This window comes from Acinetobacter boissieri (genome assembly GCF_900096955.1).
Classification (GTDB): Bacteria; Pseudomonadota; Gammaproteobacteria; order Pseudomonadales; family Moraxellaceae; genus Acinetobacter; species Acinetobacter boissieri.
Map to the genome: position 1 here is coordinate 71,701 of NZ_FMYL01000005.1, position 17,642 is coordinate 89,342.

The window sequence follows — 17,642 nt, forward strand, 5'->3', positions numbered from 1 at the left end:
ATAAGTAGAGTTAATTAATATGAACCCTGAGCAAATTTTAAAAGCTATTCAGTTGTCAGAAACTTTGGCAGTATTTCAGCTTGATTTATGCAAGAAAGGTGTAAGAACAAGCATAGCCGATCAAATACTCGCAATTGCAGAAACACAAAATATGAGTGTAGATGATGCCTCCATCATACTTAAAGGCCAATACGATAAGGCATATGTGCAGTATCAGGAAAAGCATGATAAAGCGGTACAGGCATATGATGACTGCATTGCACAGCATCAAAACGAGATTAGTCAGTTAAAACGAGCCTTAAATCAGAGCGTAAGTCTGGCATTGAGTAAACAGGGGTATATCAAGGCTTATAAGCTAAAACAGCATGAGCAATTAAATACGTTGAAGAATTCAGGACTGAGCCAAGACCAGATTAATGCAGTAACCGCATTACAAACGCCACTAGATGAAAAAGGGATTGACGCAGAAATCCAACAGCTTGAGCAACAAGCAAAAGAACAGCAGGATAGAATTGATACAATTTATCAAACTGCTAAGTCAATACAGCTAAATATCTTGTTTGGTAATACAATAAATGCATTAGATGTAAGTACGATATAATAACCTCGCTTTATGCTTTGCATGTAAATAGTCTATATTGTTTTAAAATAAAAGAGCCACACCAGTAGAATTATTGGTGTGGTTTTTTTATTGTACTTTTGGGGTGCTATTGATCCAATCTCATATATAAGGGCTACAGGTAGGCTTACTGAGTTGTGGGGAGAATATGGAAGTTAAACTCAAATATTAGGGGGTAATTAGTGCTGTACAAATTTACAGCAACGACTTTTTTGTATCCCTATGTGTATCCCTTGAAAGTTGACTGTTAACTATATTTATATAAAACAGTATCTTATGAGTTGAGTTCAATTGTCGCCATCATTGCTCTAATATGAAAAATGTAAGTTATAAAGCCTTGATTCTTAATGGATTGAGGCTTTTTTTACGTCTATACATAGTGTTATATGGCTTTATATAGTGTTATATAGTATTGCTTAGTATAAGTTGCCGATTTATTTTGAACTGTTTTACATTTCATTTTGCACTAGATTTTAATGGTTTATTCTGCACTAAACCCAAATAAAGGCCATATTCTAATGGTAGGATTAACTGATGAGGTTGGATAGTATCGTCAAGGTGGAGTCGGTGTAATGTCTGGTGGTCAAGTAATACATATGGTACCACCAGTAAATCAAGCTCCTCGTTTAATAAGTGTTTTCTTACAGTGGCTTGGCGCGAGTCAAGAATATCTACTCATTCAAAATTTCATTACGGGTTTGAGTTTATACATCCTTTTGTAGATGGTAAGGGACGAATGGGAAGACTTTGGCAAACTTTAATACCAAGTCAATGGCATCCAATTTTTATCAATATTCCTGTTGAAAGCTTAATTTATCAAAATCAGAGAGCTTATTACGATGCTTTACAAGTAAGTACAAATCAGACTGATTCAGCGCCTTTTATTGAATTTAGCTTGCAAATGATTTTAGATGCTATTTTGAACTCAAACATGACCGCTCAAGCTAATGAGTATGTAAGTCAACTGATTAATAAGATACATAAAGGAAAAGGATATAGTCTGGTCGAGCTTATGGCATTGGTTAATCTTTCACATAGAGCAACATTTCAAAAGAACTATTTGAATCCTGCTATTGAAAGTCACTTAATAGAAAGAACAGTACCCGATAAACCGAAAAGTCCAAAGCAGAAGTATAGACTCATTAATAATATTTAGTTGAATATTAATAGGATTACATCGTCGTACTTGTATTTGATATTTTTTATTTAACTAGTATAAAACTAGATTTCTTCTTAATAAGAAATCTAGTTTTATCTTTTGTAGATATGATTGGCTTTATGAACATTTATATTTAAAAGAAGTATAAGTATAAAGTTGTTGAAGCTTAACTCAAACTTTAGATTTATTCGTCATGGATAATCAAGATAGCTTCTTTCTCGATTAAATATAGCTCATTAATCAATAAAAACTCACGATACTGATGAACTAAGTTTTCCTCTTTTTCACGGTGAGCTCGGGCATTACGGAATGCCATATATGTGCCTTTAAATAAATCTATCCTACCTTGTATTTCAGAATGATCAGGTACGTCCCAAGTTAATAAGGCATTTTTACCTTGAAAGACTTGAGAAAATAGTCTGGTACTAGCTTCATTTAAATTTGTACGTTGTCTAATGATGTCTTCTAAGCGTTTATATGCTTTGCTTAATGCTGAATCTGGATCTTGTTTAAAGAGTAGAGCAAGATCAAAAATTCTGTCATCAATGATTGAATACGGTAGCTCTAATAGGTAGTAACGTTTTTGCTTTAATGCTTGATTAACTTCGCCTCCGAAAGGGTAGATATAGTCATGTAAACGGATCGGACGGATGATTTTTTGTTGGAAAATGAAATCGATGTCTTGATCAGTCAATAATGACTTATTTAGCTTATTGAGTAGCTTTGATGGGATGGGTACTTCCTCTATATTGATTTGATGTTTTTTTAAGATTGCTAGTGCTTTTGCAAGCCCTTTCGGGCCTTCACCTGGATAACCCGATGAAAAACCTGATCTAATAATGTAGTAGTTGTCAAATTGATCTTTAAATATAAATGCATGAGACTGCTCACTTGTGAGCAAACGTGCATCAGTGAGATCTGCATTTGTCTGGATTAAATTGCAAAGGCTATAGAGACATGTTTCTGTTACTCCAGCTTGAGCTAAGTAATCTATGTGGTAATAGTTCTCAGTTTTAAACATTTTTAATAATTAATAAATAGTTGTTTGAAATATGATGAAGTAAATGATATTAGAAATCTAGAGTTTAAGTTTTTAAAGAGCAGATTTAATGAAATTTTTGAGATGAGTTAGATTGTCGCTGCCTCAAATTATAATTGGTTTATTGTTGGTAAAATATTTATCTTATATTATTAAATTTTCTATTTGATAATGCCAACAAATGTATATGCAAGCTGGAGTAACTAAGTTTCCAAAACCAAATATCATTTAATATAAAGTGTAGATTACTCATTATATTTCCAAGAAAAGTAACCAGTCATCTAACTGCTTATTTGAATATATTAGATCTTTTGGTAGCCATGTTCTTTTAAGTTTTCAGATGGAGATAAACCAAAAAAACGTTTATATTCTCGAGAAAATTGTGACAAACTTTCATAACCTACTTGTATGCCAATAGATGAAATGTCTAATCCTTCTGTAAGAAGTAATCGACGAGCTTCATTGAGTCTAATTCTTTTTTGATACTGTAAAGGACTAATGAGTGCAATCTCTCGAAAATGTTGATAAAAACTAGAAGAACTCATCCCAACCATATGTGCTAATTCATCAACGGTAAATGGTTTTGAAAAATTAGTTTTAAGCCACTCTATTGCCTTTATAATTCTGTGGCCTGCTGTTCCTGCTGCTGCAATTGTTTTTAAACGTTCTCCTTGCGGACTCATTAAAAGTCGGTAAAAAATTTCTTTTACTATTAAAGGAGCAACAATAGGGATATCTTGAGGTTGCTCTAATAATTTTAATAACCTTATAAAAGCATCCTCTATTTCATTATTAATAGATCCAACAGCTACCCCTTTTTTTCCATAATAATTTTGTTTAAATGTAATGTGTGCTTCAAGTATTAATTGAGCAATGACGTGGGGATCTAATCTCAAGATTATTCCTAAATAAGGTTTTTCTATTGATGCTTTTGTAATTTGTGTAATGACGGGTAGGTCAACTGCCGTAAAAAGAAAATGCTTCTCATCGTAAAAGTATGTTTCTTTACCTAAAATAACCTGCTTTTCTCCTTGAGCACTTAAACACAAGCTAGCATCTAGAAAGTTACTTGTAGGTGGTGTTGTGCTCTCACGACGATACAGCGTTAAGCCATCAATATCTGTCTCAAATCTAGACCGTCCAACGGTTAATCGATTCATAATTTGTAAAAGTGTTTCATTATGATTCACAGTATTTTTCCATACTTTTTGATGTGTTTATTGTAAAAAATAAATAATTAAAAATCCGTAAACTTATAGTTTTAGGCAAATATAAAGGAGGAATAGAACAGTGTGATTATTTGAAAAGTTTTATATTAATAGCCATAACGTAATTTCAAAAACTTACGCTTATATTTACCTTATTATTTGCAACAGGAGTAGACGTAATGTCTAAACAAACAATTAAAAAAGCAAGTGAACAACAGGTAATTAAAGGCCCAGATAGTATTTTTACAGGTAGTGTGGAAATTAAACCACTTACAGGTGTAACTGATGGAATTAATGCTTCTAGTGCTTATGTAAGTTTTACTCCAAGTGCACGTTCATTTTGGCATACCCATCCTAAAGGACAATACCTTGTTGTAACAGAAGGTGAGGGAATTGTCCAAGAATGGGGGAGACCTGCTCAACGTATTGGTGTTGGTGATGTTATTCATTGCCCCCCAGGAATTAAACATTGGCATGGAGCAAATGGTAAAGTGGTGATGACCCACCTTTCAATTGCTGGAAGTGATGAAAATGGTAAAAATGTTGATTGGTTAGAACCTGTAACTGACGAACAATATGCAGAAGCAAATTTATAAACGCACAGATAAAAAGATAATACGGTGAAAAGTTCTTTATCTCTAAAGCAAAAATGGATTATTCCTATTTCAGCTTATGCAACTATTGGTGATTAAGCTCAACTTGAAAATGCATTGAATAGTAAAATAAACAGTGAATGAAATTAAGGAAATATTAATTCAAGTTTATGCCTATGCTCGTTTCCCTCGTAGTCTAAATGCACTAGGAAAATTTTTATCTTTATTAAAAGAAAGAAAAGCGGATGGAGTTGTAGATATTAAAGGAAAAGAAAGTAGTCCTTTTCCTAAAAACGATCAATCTTTGAAAGATGGGACACAACACCAAAAAACCTAATTGACTCTACTGTAAAAGGTAAAATTTTTGAATTTGCTCCTGCAATAGACGAGTATTTAACACACTTATTTTGCGATATTTTTTCTAGAGATTTACTAAGTTGGCAGAACAGAGAAATTGCAACAGTCATTATATTATTGGTACTAGAGGGGGTAAGAAGTCCACTCCAATCGCATATTAAAATTGCTACAGTACAAGGTGTAATACGTGAACAAATTAATGAAATTGATCAAGTTTTATCATTAGAAGTAGACTCCGAGATAGAAAAACGATTTAGAGAAGCGCTTACTTAAATATAAATGAGGAGAGTATAAATATGAAAAATGTTATTGTTCTTATTGGAGCAGGATCAATAGGTCAAGCGATTGCACGTCGTGTAAGTGCAGGAAAACATATTTTATTGGCAGATCTCAAAAAAGAAAATGCTGATGCAACTGCAAAAGTACTAAGTGAAGCTGGCTTTGATGTCAGTACTGCAAGTGTTGATATTGCCTCTAAAGATTCTATAAAAAAATTAGTGGATATAGCGACATCTGTAGGAAGTGTTACAGGTGTTATTCATGCAGCAGGTGTTTCACCCTCTCAAGCAACAGCAGAAATGATTTTGCATGTTGACTTATATGGAACAGCTGTCATTTTAGAGGAATTCGGTAAAGTAATTAGTGACGGTGGCTCCTGTGTTGTAATTTCCTCTCAGTCGGGGCACCGTTTACCTAGTTTAACCGAAGAACAAAATAAATTGCTCGCAACAACGCCAGCAGATGAATTGTTAGCACTACCAATGCTTCAACTTTCTGAAATTAAAGATACTTTACATGCGTATCAAATATCAAAACGCGGAAATGTGCTACGTGTCATGGCTGAAGCAGTAAAATGGGGGAGAAGAGGTGCCCGAGTAAATGCAATTAGTCCGGGTATTGTCATTACACCATTAGCAAAAGATGAACTTACAGGACCCCGCGGAGAGCGTTATCGTAATATGCTTAAGCTTTCTCCATCTGGACGTGCTGGAACACCAGATGAAATAGGGACAGTGGGAGAACTACTCATGGGTACAAATGCAGGTTTCATCACAGGAAGTGATTTCCTAATTGATGGGGGCGTAACAGCTTCCTACTGGTATGGCGATTTAGTTAACAAATAATTGGAAAAAATATGACAATTAAAGTATTAGGTTATGCAGCACAGTCTGCTCAAAATCCTTTGGCACCATTTCAGTTTGAACGTCGTAATCCTCGTGATAATGACGTGGTTATTCAAATTTTATATTGTGGTGTCTGCCATTCAGATCTTCATCAAGCAAAAAATGATTGGGGATTTAGTATTTACCCGCTCGTACCCGGCCACGAAATTGTTGGACGTGTAATATCAATAGGTTCACAAGTTACCAAATTTAATGAAGGTGACCTGGTTGGTATAGGGTGTATGGTTGATTCATGTCGTACGTGTTCTGCATGTGAATCAGAACAAGAGCAGTATTGCGAAAATGGTAATACTCAGACTTACGGCAGTAAAGATCGTTATGATCAACGTCCAACTTATGGCGGTTTTTCAGAAACTATGGTGTGCAATCAGGATTTTGTACTGAAGATCCCTAAAAATCTAGACATTAAGGCCGTGCTACCTCTTTTATGTGCAGGTATTACAACATGGTCACCTCTGCGTCACTGGAATATTGGTGAAGGCAGTAAGGTAGCTGTTGTTGGTTTAGGTGGTTTAGGACATATGGCGCTTAAACTTGCTCATACTTTAGGCGCAGAAGTTACGCTTTTTACCCGTTCACTGGATAAAGAGCAAGATGCGAAAAACCTAGGTGCACATCATGTTGTGTTATCGACAGATGAAGATAAAATGAATGCTGTATCAAATCAATTTGATTTAATTATAGATACTGTACCTTATGAGCATGATTTAAAACCCTATATTCCTACATTAGCATTAAACGGTACACTCGTTTTGGTTGGTTATCTAGGTGAGATTAAACCAAACTCTATTCCTATGATCATGGGAAGAAAGTCTATTGCTGGATCTTTAATCGGTGGTATTAAAGAAACACAAGAGCTACTTGATTTTTGTGGTAATAATAATATTGTTTCTGAAGTAGAAATGATCAAAATTGAACACATAAATGAAGCTTTTGAACGCATGCTAAAAAGTGATGTGAAATATCGCTTTGTAATTGATATGAAGTCTCTACCTAAAGCATAAAAGAGATTATAAGAAGAACTATCCCTTAGGTTTAGTTCTTCTCTTTTTGATCTGTCTGAGCATCAAATATCGCAATTACTGAAATAGTCATTATCTCACCTTAAATTCATCTTAAAAATTTTCTAGTACAATTTTTCCTTTTGCCTTTCCTGATTCAATTAACTTATGTGCCTGTTCTAAATTTGCAGCATTAATTTTTCCTAAGTTTTGACTTACTGTACTTCTAAGCTTTTGCTGATCAATTAAATAAGAAACTTGTTGTAAAATATAGCTCTGCTGTTGAATATCATTGGTTTCATACATTGAACGGGTGAACATTAATTCCCAATGTATGGATATAGATTTACGCTTAAACGGCATAATATCGAAAGCTTGTGGATCATCGATTAATCCAAGCTTGGCTTGTGGTGCGATAAGAGAAACTATTTGATTGGTATATGTTTCTGTATGATTTGTAGAGAATACATATTTTGGTTGGTCGATCTTTAGTTCTTCAATTTGTGCACTTAAATCTTGGCTATGATCAATCACATGATTGGCTCCTAGTGATTTTACCCAAGATTTTGTTTCTTCTCGTGAGGCTGTTGCAATAACTGTAAGGTTTGTCTTTGCTTTTAGCAGTTGAATAGCGATTGATCCTACACCCCCAGCGCCACCAATAATTAGAATACTACCAGACTCTGTTTCTGAAATTTTAAATCGATCAAATAGCATTTCCCATGCAGTAATTGCTGTTAATGGTAAAGCTGCTGCTTCTGCATTGGATATTGTAATAGGTTTAAGACTAATGATTCTTTCATCAACTGCTTGAAATTCAGCATTGCTACCATCTCTTGTTAAATCACCAGCATACCAAACAGAATCGCCGACTTTAAAAGATGTAACCTTTGAACCAATTTCTACAATTTCACCTACTGCATCCCAACCTAAAATATGATTGTTCACCTGATTTGCACTTTTTCTAATTTTAGTATCGACAGGATTAACAGATATCGCTCGAACTTTTACAAGAACATCACGCTCCTTGAGTGTAGGCTTATCTTTTTCAATATCTCTTAGTGCATTTTTAAAATCAATATTGCTATCTACAACATATGATATAGCTTTCATAAATCTGTCCTCTTGTAATAGAGCTTTAGTTTAACTAATATTCCCATATTGTTTATACTGACAAATTTGACATATGGTGACAAAAGGATACTGATGGGCAAAGTTAAGCATTCTAGATTTAACTGTACACCTGGTTGCTCTGTTGAAGCTACAATTGGGCTACTTGATGGAAAGTGGAAAAGTATTATTTTATGGCATTTATTATGTGAAAAAGTTTTAAGATTTGGTGAGTTAAAAAATAAGATACCTGCAATTACTCAAAAGGTATTAACTCGACAATTACGTGAACTTGAAGAAGATGGCATTATTATAAGAAAAGTTTATGCTCAAATTCCTCCTAAAGTTGAATATAGACTTTCTGATTTAGGATTTTCACTTGAACCTGTGTTAGTTGCTTTGAAAGAATGGGGAGATAAAAATATAAATTTATATGGCAAGCCGAACTAACATAATAAACGTTACACGAAGTGAAAGCTAATACTCCATTTTGGTATTTAATATAAATGCCATTATGTTAATGGATATCTGTTTATTGGAAGGGGTTTAGTATCACGTACTAAATTTGGGTTGAAATAAATGCTCTTATTTTTGTACGATAATACGCTTGAAAGTTAGACATTTATTTCCTAAATTAAAGATTAAATACTCAGAAAATAAAATACTTATGAAGCTATATTACACTCCAGGTGCATGTTCGCTCGCTGCACATATTATTTTGAATGAAATTAATGTGGATTTTGAAATAGAAAAAGTAAATTTAGATACCCATCGCACTGAAAAAGATCAAGATTTTTATAAAATCAATCCAAAAGGATTTGTGCCAGCTTTAGAAATAAATCAAGGCTCAATTCTAACAGAAAATGTAGCTATTCTTACATTTTTAGCGCAAAAAGATCCACATCAAAAAATGATTCCTAGTTTAGGTCTCGATAATATAAGACTTTTAGAGTGGCTGGGTTATTTAAACTCACAACTACATAATGCATATCTTTATTTTTTTCATAATGAGTTGACCGACGATCAGAAATTAAAAGGCTTTGAAAAAATTAATAAATATTTAGTTTTTATCGATAATTTTTTAGAACATTCTGATCATCTTTATTTAGTTAATGATAGTTTTGGTCCCGCAGATGCATACTTTTTTGTCCTTACAAACTGGTCTAGTTACATTAAACATGATTTAACGCCTTACAAGCATATTTTAGCTTTAAGAAAAAATATTGAACAGAGACAATCTGTACAAGTTACAATGAAAAAAGAAGGTTTGATTTAGATAGACACTAGAGGGATTCAGCCCTCATATAATAATAAGGCTCTAGCCCAATAGATCTATTCTACTAGGCTAGAGCCTTATAAATAAGTCATGCATTTTTCAATTCGAACTTACTATTAATGCCCTTTAAAATAAAAAGAACTGCTCAATTGGAACAGTCCTTTTTATTGGGGTAACAACTCGTGTGGCACACCGCTGAACGACACATCAGTTGTCATTTTTCAATATAACTAATCAAGACTTTAGTATTTTAACGACATTGGATGACATCTCTCAACGACACAACAGCTGTCATTTTTCGCTAATAACGACACAACAGCTGTCATTTTCTTAAGTTAATGTGAGGGGAACGTTTGTTCTCTCGAATTTTCCTTCATTATTGTATGCTTTGCTTGCGCCAGTTATCGACAGCAGCCAGTAGACGATTATCTTTGACGGGATTTTGCCATTCATCCCAGAAATTTACAGTTCCACTGTTTGGTTTATTGAGAGGTTCATCAATCCTGATTCGACTTGGCAGCAAACTGGCATCACCGACAACTAATGCTTCTCCAGTGTCGAGAGTCGGAAGAATATCACTAAAACCACCGAGGCTATCAGGAAGAAGGCGTTTGATAACTCCTTGATCTTCAGCATTAGTCAGTCGCATGGAAACGAAGTTGCTACATTGGCTTAACAGTGTTTTATTTACTTCAGATGGACGTTGGCTGATTACAACTAAGCTGACACCATATTTGCGTCCTTCTTTAGCGATGCGCTCGAAGATATCCAGTGAAATATCATCAGCAGAATCTGCCATATTGCGCTGTGGCATATATAGATGGGCTTCATCACAAAGAAGGGCAATAGGATGGCGAAGTTCAGATGGGGTCCATTGTTGTACGGAAAATGTGACTCGTGCAACAAGGGAAACGATCAGGGGAAGAATATCTGAGGGAACTTCAGAGAAGTTGATGATCTTGATGCCTGCCTTACCATTTTCATCTGTGCTGCCGAGTGCAGCACTAGCAAATTTCTCAAGCCAAGCAAAATCAAGAATATCCTCACCACCATTAAACATGAAGCCGAGGCGTCTATCAGAGATTTTGTTTTCAAGTCTGGAAATCATGCGCGCGAGTTTTCCGAAGAAATCGCCCTGTTTTTCAGTTCCTATTTTAGCGCCAGGAACCATTTCGACGTTAATAGAATTCAGTCGCTCCAAAAGGAAATCCAGATCAAATGGAACGGGGCTATCAACAGTAAAATGTTTTAGTAAATCATGCTGCCTATTGTCTTCTAGGTACTTTCTTTTTGCTTGGTTAATCTCACGAGCCATGATCATGGCTTGATTGGGGGCATTTTGATCGCTACGATCGACAAACATGGAAACCAGCGCCTCATAAGAAAGGAGCCAATAAGGAAGATAAAGTACATCATCAGAAATGGTACTTTTAGCTTCCACATCTGTTGGTCCTGCAACCTTGAAGTGTTGAATGCCTATCCCAGTTAATGGAGCGTATTCACCGTGAAGATCAAAGACAATAGCATTGGCAGTAGCAAGCCCTGACATCTGTTCAATAATTTTGGCAGTTGTCCAAGACTTTCCAGAACCTGTACTTCCTCCAATAAAAGCATGGCGTTGGAAAAATTTGTTGCCATTGAGATAGGCTACTGCGTTCTCATCCAACGTGTACTTACCTAGCGTCAAGGCATTTCCATCTGCTGAAACACTTGAAAGTGTACGCATAAATCCAGTGAGGTTCTCACCTTCGAGCGAAAAGCAGTTTGCATCTATTTCTGGAACACTTTCGAGTGTTCGACGGAAGACATTCTCTTTGGAACTATCACGATCTAACATGGTTCCAATTAATGCAATACGACACAGATTTAATTCTGAATTTTGGTCGATAATCCCATCATTGGAAAGACTCTCTACGCTTCGCTTTCTAGTCACTTGCGTAATAAGACCAATGAGATGCTGTCCTGGTCTGCTGCTTTGGAGTACTGCAAGATGATTAACTTGTAGTCTTTTTAGGTGAGTAACGTTCTCCACATCCACAATGACATTCGTGGTGTCAACAGAGGCAACCTTTCCGAGTGCTTCTTCATCCTTAAAGTTAAATATTGGCATATGTCCTCTTTACATAATGAGTGATAAGTAGCCTTCAAGGCTCCAGATGTTTTTATTTACTGTGAATGAAGAGTTACTTAATGAAGAGTAGACTACAGACTCGTCATCTGTTGTTCCACGTTCTATAGCTAAGTAATTTTTTGCTTTGCCATCAATAATAAGATTCTTGGCCGAATCGGAAAGTGCATACGTGATGATTGTGACTGGCGCTCCCAGTCGGTGACATTTGGCCATAAGTTTTGGTTGAATATGCTCATCATTGAATCCATATCCAATACACAAGTATGATCCTGCCTCATTGATAGCTATATCGGCGTTATTAATGATTGATCGGAATGGTTCAAGATGTGTTTTTTGATACTTTTGAGTGCCAGGAGTCACAATCTGTGGGCTATAATTTTCAGGAATTTCTTGTGCTCCTGAAATTGCAATAGTGTCTTCTAATGAAGATTGAAACCAGTCTAGAGAACCATGTACTTTCCAAATATTCACTCTACGAGAGCAGGTTAACTCATCAGGCGTGGTGAGTTGGCGGAAAAAGCCATGTGTGAATCCTGTGTAGTGATGAATTTTACTTTGCTCACATGCATATTCTGCCAGTCGATCATAATTTGTAGTGACAATATTTATTTTTTTTAGACTTGTTTTGAACATATGTTGAAGTAAGCGACTCAACGGAAACATTGAAATATTTTGCAAACCATTTTTGAAAATATTGCAATCTTCAGAGTTAATGAGTGACCAGGTGGAATTTATGATCTTGCAAGTTAAGTCTTTAGATACATCTACTTGATGGAGTGCTGTTTCAAGATCTACGCCATTTTTAAGTGTTTGGCAGAAATTGTCCCAAGCTCCCATATCTGCATCAGATAATCCTGAAACATCAGTTTTTTCAGTCAAATGTTGTGCAAGTGCTCCCATTCCCGACATTCCATGTGCTGCCGAGGCCCCACTACCCAAAATTATGATAGGAGCCTTACCATAATAATCCTGAGCCTGTTTTTCATAATTAATATTAGACAAGATATTATCCTTTAATATTATTGAGTTAGTATTTTTTGGTTGGTTCAAGTGTAAAGATGTATCTTGTTGTAACTTACAAAAAAAGATAAGTCAAATATACATTTATGTCAGCAGTAAAATTTAATTGAATCAAAATAAATGGATAAGAAATGAAGGAGGAGGTATGAGGAATACACCTCAATGACATAGTTTTCTTTTGAGTGCTCGCTATCATTGCCTTGAAAACAGTAAAAAATAAAACCGATATGTCATGTGATGTCGCTGAGTGACGAATGCGTTTTCGTTACTACTGTTTTTTAAATGGGATTGAGGTTTTGCGACAGTTTGTGTCTTCCATGCCTTGTTTTATTACGCATGCGCTTTATTATTAAAATCTTTGTTAGAGATAATTTAATATGAATTTAGGCTTAAAAGAACTTATAGCTGAAATTGCTCTTTCCTCATCAATAAAAGAAGCAGCAGAATTATACAAAATATTTGAGGGTATATTAAAAGACTATGTTTTTATCTTAAGTTTTGACAAATCTTCAGCTGCTATTCCAGGTCTTGCAGTAGATAAAAATTTTTCAAAGACAGGTGCCATAAGAGGTTTATATAAATATAATAATGTATTCGTTTTAAGTGGGAAAACTGTTGATTCCTTATTATCTGGGAAGAAGGAGGAGATTCCAATTGACTATTCTATATCTTTGGATACACAAGCTGTAAGTTATTTATATTCATATTTTTTTGATAGAAATAATAATAGATTGCCAGGAGACCTGGATGAATTTTTTAGGTTTATTATAGAGCCAGATGTAAATGTTGATCCTATCCCTCACTTGACTGAGAATACATATAACTTAAAATCTGGTGTAATTTAGATGAAATTTACGATGTTAAGCTTGCTTATGAGATGTTTAGAAATTTGGATGTTGAGGCATTTAAGAATGAGAATAAACTAAAATTCAATAAAACTGATTTTGAGATTCAGCAAATAGCTCAGCAGCAAATGTCTCAAGAAATATTTAGGTTAACTAATGAACAGTTTAATATTGAGTATGAAAGAATGTTTCATGAGCAATATATAATTATTTTAATAATTGCTATTATTCGATGGAAATATAGTAAAAAATCAATTTATACAAAGATCTACACCTACTTTGAGATGAATCAAAAGTATCTTGGTTTGATGTCTGTCCGTGATGCAAATCTTGCATATGCTATTTTTTCAAATAAATCTAATTTCTTTGGAAAAATTCAAAAGAATTCTGACGAATTGGTTAGAAAGATGAAAGCTATGGCATGGGATATTTTTCATTTTAGATATTTAGAGAAAGCATCTACATTTTCTCTTAGTAAAAATGCGGATTATTTCTTTCCTGCATTATGTAGCTTTGATGACGAGTTTGTTAAATTAATTGATTTTTATAAACTTAGTGGGTTGGTTTATAATAAGGAAGACTCTGATATTTATCCATTTTATGCTTTTGGTATGGATGATATGGTAGAGCTAAGTGATAAACATAAAATGCAAATTCAAGAGGCATTTTTTACATCTGATGCTATTATTGAAAGACAAAATACTTGTGAAAATAAAAGAATGAGATTTAATCAGTCAGTTCTTGAGCTAGAGGAAGAGTTTTTTAATCTTATATGAGATAAGCACATGAGCACCGTTTTTGACCCTATTGTGTCTGAATTTGATAGTTTCGACCACGAAGCAGAATATAACGCATGGTTTAGAGCTAAAATAGAAAAGGCATCTACTGACTCACGCCCAGCTGTGCCACATGATCAAGTCGTTGCACACCTAAAAAAGCGTCGTGAGGAACGAGAAGCAAATACTAATCGTTGAGTTCATACTTAATACTGTCTCATTTAATAGATGTTTAGATTAAATTCGCACCCAAATAATTACTTGGGTGCGAAGCCATCTTAACTTATATAAAAAGTTGGATTTCAGCTAGTGGTACTATCTTATGATGTATGAGATAAGGAAAACCTTAGTATCTGCCTAAACAATTGATTTAAAAATATACTAGGTAAAGCTGTAGCCATCATTTTGCTTTTTAAGTAATTTTAATACATCTTCTCTTCGATATAAATTTAATGAATTTGATTCGCCAAAAGATATGGAATCAATTTTTCCTTGAGCTTTGAGATTAATGATGTGAGTGCGGTGCATACCTAAAACCTTACTAGCTTCGATTGCTGTCATATATTCTTTTTGAAGAGTTTTTACTTGATTTATATCGTCCGTCTTTACAAACTTCCAGTACACAAAATCATACAGTTTTAGATAGCCTGTTTTAATCCAATTAATATGTAACCAATTGATTGCACATCCTAATTCTTTTGCAGCATCCTCTAGAGAAATAAAGTCTTGACGATTAAGCTCAGTTATCAAAGTAGATACAGAGGCTTTTTCTACCCTAATAACTAAGTGGCAGTGTTTATCTTTTTTTAAGATCCCCTTTTGAACAAGTACAGCTACTTTTGATGGGCTGATATGTAATTTCGAACTTGTATGTCTTAATGAAAAATATAAAGTTGGATCTGATTCATAATGAACCAATTTTAATCTTTTTTTTGAGGGACGACCTGTATATGTTTCATAAATTTTGAGGTCATTGATCATTTCGGTGGTAATGCATTCAATATCAGTTTGTTGATAAAGGTTTGTTCTCAATCCATCAATGTGAGGGCCTCCTACAGGCTCAATGCCAAAATGCTTTAGCTTATCGGCTAGATTTGTAGAATTAACATTCAGCTGGCAAGCTAAGGTTCCAACAGAAATATATTTTTTGCTAAATTCTTCTATGATTTCTGGCAGTCCTACATTTTTTACATGTCCATCCACTTTCTTTTTATCAAGTTTTAACCAACCTTTGACACCAAGGTCTCGAACTATTTCCTTATGAATTTGCAATTGACCTGCAATTTCTGGAAGTGTGAGAAGATCGCCTTTTGGAATATCTTGTACACATGAAGATAGTAAAGGTACTTTATGCGATTCGTCTAGCAGGAGCCGTTCAATATCAATACTACTAATATTTATAAGCCCTCTAGCATTTTTTATGGTGTCTAATTTTTCTTTTTGAATTAAGGTTTTCAATCTAGTATAGGAAATATCTAGAATAGTCCTTGTTTGATCCAAAGAAAAAAACTGTTTTAGATGATTTGTTGCAGGTTGAGCAACATGAATGCAATTGGCCAATATAGAGTTTGCATATTCACGTAGTATTGAACTTTGTTTCTTTAAATAGACAGCCTGAATTTGAGGATGTGCTTCAGAAACTCTTGAATTAATGATATGAATAAGTGTTTTCTTAGATTGTTCAGGATTTGTGAAATATTCATATGCCATTTGAATACGTTGATGATCGGCATCAATATCATTAGATTTCCAGTCAAACTTTTCTAAAGCTAGCCAATAATCTGATAATTGATTAATAACGTTTTGATCGCCATGGTATATGGTATCTATGAACCATTGTATTGCTTCAGAATTCTTTAAATTGGTTGGTAGGATTCGTAAGTCTTGTCCACAACTATGACAAAAAACAATTTTATTCCTACTAATATTGAGAGATTTTTTACATGTTGGACAGCAATCATATAACTGTGTGCCATGTTTCAAACACACAGTGTAAGGGCGGAGTAACCAATGACGTCTCCAATAAGATTGTTCACTTAAACATTTAGGGCAAAAAGCCTGAACATCTTTTCGAAATAAACTGTGCTTTAAAATAATTTTAGAATATTTTCTTGGCATAGCTTGAGTAGAGCCACTTAGTGCAAATGCTAATGATGTATATTCATCAGATAAGCCTAGTAACTGAAGTAGTTTTCTAAATCTCTTTTGATGAGTTACATGACTACTGAGTGTTGTGGAAGGACTGCTTGACTGAATTTTACAAAGAGAATAAACGCTAGAGAATCCATTGGCTTCCGCAGCTCTAATTAAAAGACTGGCTGCACTTTCATCTGGATAGGGTATAGGTTTGATTAATAAAGAATAAGAATTCATAGAGCAATCCTCATCTGACTGGCCAAAATATTACGTGACATTTTGAAAGGATCATTTTTGGTCAAACTGACTTTAGCTGTAGTTCCTTGTAACCATGCGTTGCTAAAATCATCACTTGTAATAATTTCTCTATTATCTTTAAGGGCAAATAGTACACTATCTTTGATGAGTGACATGATAAAGGCTGGATTGCCAGCAGTAGCAGCATAAAGCTGTGTAGTTATTAGAGGAGAGCTTAAACTCTGATAAAAAGAGATTTCACATCTGATTTTGATTTGATTTTCTACTTCAGCAAGAAATGGAAACATTGAGCCGTATGATGTAGATGAACCTAGTGTCATAGCATGCAATGGATAATGATATTGAAATCGACGGGTTAGCTGTGAATCCATTTCTAATAAGGGAACAAACTGTGATAGACCAACCAAGCAGAAGCTAATTTGTGTTTCATTAACGATTGATTTAATCCAATCACAAACCACAATATTTAATTTAGTCATGGTTTTTTGAAAACGAAATAGATGATGAAATTCATCTAGAAAAACCAGTCTGGTTTCACATTGGCGAAGTAAATGACACAGGCGCAACGAGATTTGAGTGGTATTTCCAGATGCTGGGTTAGGATCTCCTAGTTCTTTGAGTAGCATACTTGCCACTGATTTAACTGATGCTGGAGATGGAATTTGAGCATAAAATGCTGGAATAATAGTTTTTTCATAGCCCTCAATGAGAGTTGTATAAGACGGCATTTTTTTGATAATGGCTCTACAAAGTAAAGTTTTACCATGACCGCCGTCGGCATGTAAAATACTGCCGATAGGCTCTTGGTAGAGTTGACTTTTTTCCATGCATTCAGTAATACCATGAAATGCATGATTAAATTCTGGATGGCTTACAATGAAGCGATTGATTTGAGCAACTCGTTCAAGAATAGATATTGAATGATTCATC

The 17,642-nt window shown here is 34.6% G+C and carries 17 protein-coding genes and 1 pseudogene; 11 read left to right on the forward strand and 7 right to left on the reverse strand.

The features are described 5' to 3' along the window. Positions 1 to 19 precede the first annotated feature (19 nt). Positions 20 to 601 (forward strand): hypothetical protein, encoded by a 582-nt coding sequence (locus BLS38_RS06365; RefSeq protein WP_092747810.1) that lies wholly within the window; start codon positions 20 to 22, stop codon positions 599 to 601. A gap of 530 nt (positions 602 to 1,131) precedes the next feature. After that, positions 1,132 to 1,775: pseudogene (locus tag BLS38_RS06370) on the forward strand (Fic family protein); the annotation flags it as partial. Positions 1,776 to 1,962: 187 nt separating this feature from the next. Here BLS38_RS06370 and BLS38_RS06375 read toward each other — a convergent pair. Together BLS38_RS06375 and BLS38_RS06380 are read right to left on the reverse strand one after the other, a co-directional pair. After that, positions 1,963 to 2,799 carry a TIGR02391 family protein gene (locus BLS38_RS06375; RefSeq protein ID WP_092747812.1) on the reverse strand — a complete coding sequence of 279 codons (837 nt, stop codon included), beginning with the start codon at positions 2,797 to 2,799 and terminating at the stop codon, positions 1,963 to 1,965. Positions 2,800 to 3,119: 320 nt separating this feature from the next. After that, the gene (locus tag BLS38_RS06380) at positions 3,120 to 3,977 is read right to left on the reverse strand and encodes an AraC family transcriptional regulator (protein WP_092748034.1); all 858 of its coding nucleotides are present in this window, start codon (positions 3,975 to 3,977) and stop codon (positions 3,120 to 3,122) included. 227 nt (positions 3,978 to 4,204) lie between these two features. On the opposite strand from BLS38_RS06380, the gene BLS38_RS06385 reads away from it, so the two are divergent. From BLS38_RS06385 to BLS38_RS06400, 4 genes are all read left to right on the forward strand, one after another. Then, positions 4,205 to 4,621, forward strand: a complete 417-nt coding sequence (locus BLS38_RS06385; protein ID WP_092747814.1) for a (R)-mandelonitrile lyase — start codon at positions 4,205 to 4,207, stop codon at positions 4,619 to 4,621. A gap of 133 nt (positions 4,622 to 4,754) precedes the next feature. Next, positions 4,755 to 4,955, forward strand: coding sequence for a carboxymuconolactone decarboxylase family protein (locus tag BLS38_RS13140; RefSeq protein ID WP_244518209.1), 201 nt, complete (start codon positions 4,755 to 4,757; stop codon positions 4,953 to 4,955). A gap of 316 nt (positions 4,956 to 5,271) precedes the next feature. After that, positions 5,272 to 6,099, forward strand: a complete 828-nt coding sequence (locus BLS38_RS06395; RefSeq protein WP_092747816.1) for an SDR family oxidoreductase — start codon at positions 5,272 to 5,274, stop codon at positions 6,097 to 6,099. Positions 6,100 to 6,110: 11 nt separating this feature from the next. After that, entirely contained in the window at positions 6,111 to 7,163 is a 1,053-nt protein-coding gene (locus BLS38_RS06400; RefSeq protein ID WP_092747818.1) for an NAD(P)-dependent alcohol dehydrogenase, read from the forward strand. 111 nt (positions 7,164 to 7,274) lie between these two features. Here the strand turns inward: BLS38_RS06400 and BLS38_RS06405 are convergent, their stop codons facing one another. Next, the gene (locus BLS38_RS06405) at positions 7,275 to 8,273 is read right to left on the reverse strand and encodes a zinc-binding alcohol dehydrogenase family protein (protein ID WP_092747820.1); all 999 of its coding nucleotides are present in this window, start codon (positions 8,271 to 8,273) and stop codon (positions 7,275 to 7,277) included. Positions 8,274 to 8,366: 93 nt separating this feature from the next. Between BLS38_RS06405 and BLS38_RS06410 the strand changes: the two genes are divergently transcribed. Continuing rightward, positions 8,367 to 8,720, forward strand: coding sequence for a winged helix-turn-helix transcriptional regulator (locus tag BLS38_RS06410; RefSeq protein WP_092747822.1), 354 nt, complete (start codon positions 8,367 to 8,369; stop codon positions 8,718 to 8,720). A 217-nt stretch (positions 8,721 to 8,937) separates the two neighbouring features. Continuing rightward, positions 8,938 to 9,546, forward strand: coding sequence for a glutathione S-transferase N-terminal domain-containing protein (locus BLS38_RS06415; protein WP_092747824.1), 609 nt, complete (start codon positions 8,938 to 8,940; stop codon positions 9,544 to 9,546). 376 nt (positions 9,547 to 9,922) lie between these two features. Here BLS38_RS06415 and BLS38_RS06420 read toward each other — a convergent pair whose 3' ends face one another. Together BLS38_RS06420 and BLS38_RS06425 are read right to left on the reverse strand one after the other, a co-directional pair. Further along, entirely contained in the window at positions 9,923 to 11,656 is a 1,734-nt protein-coding gene (locus BLS38_RS06420; protein ID WP_092747826.1) for an ATP-binding protein, read from the reverse strand. A 9-nt stretch (positions 11,657 to 11,665) separates the two neighbouring features. After that, the gene (locus tag BLS38_RS06425; RefSeq protein WP_092747828.1) at positions 11,666 to 12,679 is read right to left on the reverse strand and encodes an SIR2 family protein; all 1,014 of its coding nucleotides are present in this window, start codon (positions 12,677 to 12,679) and stop codon (positions 11,666 to 11,668) included. Positions 12,680 to 13,074: 395 nt separating this feature from the next. On the opposite strand from BLS38_RS06425, the gene BLS38_RS13150 reads away from it, so the two are divergent. Genes BLS38_RS13150 through relB form a run of 3 tightly spaced genes read left to right on the forward strand, consistent with a single transcriptional unit; the run spans position 13,075 to position 14,516 of the window. Next, the gene (locus tag BLS38_RS13150; RefSeq protein ID WP_244518211.1) at positions 13,075 to 13,542 is read left to right on the forward strand and encodes a hypothetical protein; all 468 of its coding nucleotides are present in this window, start codon (positions 13,075 to 13,077) and stop codon (positions 13,540 to 13,542) included. A gap of 32 nt (positions 13,543 to 13,574) precedes the next feature. Further along, positions 13,575 to 14,318, forward strand: coding sequence for a hypothetical protein (locus BLS38_RS13155; protein ID WP_244518213.1), 744 nt, complete (start codon positions 13,575 to 13,577; stop codon positions 14,316 to 14,318). Between the two features lie 9 nt (positions 14,319 to 14,327). Beyond that, positions 14,328 to 14,516, forward strand: a complete 189-nt coding sequence (gene relB / locus BLS38_RS06435) for a type II toxin-antitoxin system RelB family antitoxin (protein ID WP_092747830.1) — start codon at positions 14,328 to 14,330, stop codon at positions 14,514 to 14,516. A 183-nt stretch (positions 14,517 to 14,699) separates the two neighbouring features. Here the strand turns inward: relB and BLS38_RS06440 are convergent, their stop codons facing one another. After that, the gene (locus BLS38_RS06440) at positions 14,700 to 16,691 is read right to left on the reverse strand and encodes a TniQ family protein (RefSeq protein WP_092747832.1); all 1,992 of its coding nucleotides are present in this window, start codon (positions 16,689 to 16,691) and stop codon (positions 14,700 to 14,702) included. Further along, positions 16,688 to 17,641: a TniB family NTP-binding protein gene (locus BLS38_RS06445; protein WP_092747834.1), complete on the reverse strand. Its 954-nt coding sequence runs from the start codon at positions 17,639 to 17,641 to the stop codon at positions 16,688 to 16,690. Before BLS38_RS06445 ends, BLS38_RS06440 begins: the two co-directional genes overlap by 4 nt. Between the last annotated feature and the right edge of the window lies 1 nt (position 17,642).

Bases quoted from the DNA above. Each gene is read 5' to 3' on its own strand.
- BLS38_RS06365 (WP_092747810.1), top strand. From the start codon at position 20: ATGAACCCTGAGCAAATTTTAAAAGCTATTCAGTTGTCAGAAACTTTG.
- BLS38_RS06375 (WP_092747812.1), bottom strand. From the start codon at position 2,799: ATGTTTAAAACTGAGAACTATTACCACATAGATTACTTAGCTCAAGCT.
- BLS38_RS06380 (WP_092748034.1), bottom strand. From the start codon at position 3,977: ATGAATCGATTAACCGTTGGACGGTCTAGATTTGAGACAGATATTGAT.
- BLS38_RS06385 (WP_092747814.1), top strand. From the start codon at position 4,205: ATGTCTAAACAAACAATTAAAAAAGCAAGTGAACAACAGGTAATTAAA.
- BLS38_RS06395 (WP_092747816.1), top strand. From the start codon at position 5,272: ATGAAAAATGTTATTGTTCTTATTGGAGCAGGATCAATAGGTCAAGCG.
- BLS38_RS06400 (WP_092747818.1), top strand. From the start codon at position 6,111: ATGACAATTAAAGTATTAGGTTATGCAGCACAGTCTGCTCAAAATCCT.
- BLS38_RS06405 (WP_092747820.1), bottom strand. From the start codon at position 8,273: ATGAAAGCTATATCATATGTTGTAGATAGCAATATTGATTTTAAAAAT.
- BLS38_RS06410 (WP_092747822.1), top strand. From the start codon at position 8,367: ATGGGCAAAGTTAAGCATTCTAGATTTAACTGTACACCTGGTTGCTCT.
- BLS38_RS06415 (WP_092747824.1), top strand. From the start codon at position 8,938: ATGAAGCTATATTACACTCCAGGTGCATGTTCGCTCGCTGCACATATT.
- BLS38_RS06420 (WP_092747826.1), bottom strand. From the start codon at position 11,656: ATGCCAATATTTAACTTTAAGGATGAAGAAGCACTCGGAAAGGTTGCC.
- BLS38_RS13150 (WP_244518211.1), top strand. From the start codon at position 13,075: ATGAATTTAGGCTTAAAAGAACTTATAGCTGAAATTGCTCTTTCCTCA.
- BLS38_RS13155 (WP_244518213.1), top strand. From the start codon at position 13,575: ATGTTTAGAAATTTGGATGTTGAGGCATTTAAGAATGAGAATAAACTA.
- relB (WP_092747830.1), top strand. From the start codon at position 14,328: ATGAGCACCGTTTTTGACCCTATTGTGTCTGAATTTGATAGTTTCGAC.
- BLS38_RS06440 (WP_092747832.1), bottom strand. From the start codon at position 16,691: ATGAATTCTTATTCTTTATTAATCAAACCTATACCCTATCCAGATGAA.
- BLS38_RS06445 (WP_092747834.1), bottom strand. From the start codon at position 17,641: ATGAATCATTCAATATCTATTCTTGAACGAGTTGCTCAAATCAATCGC.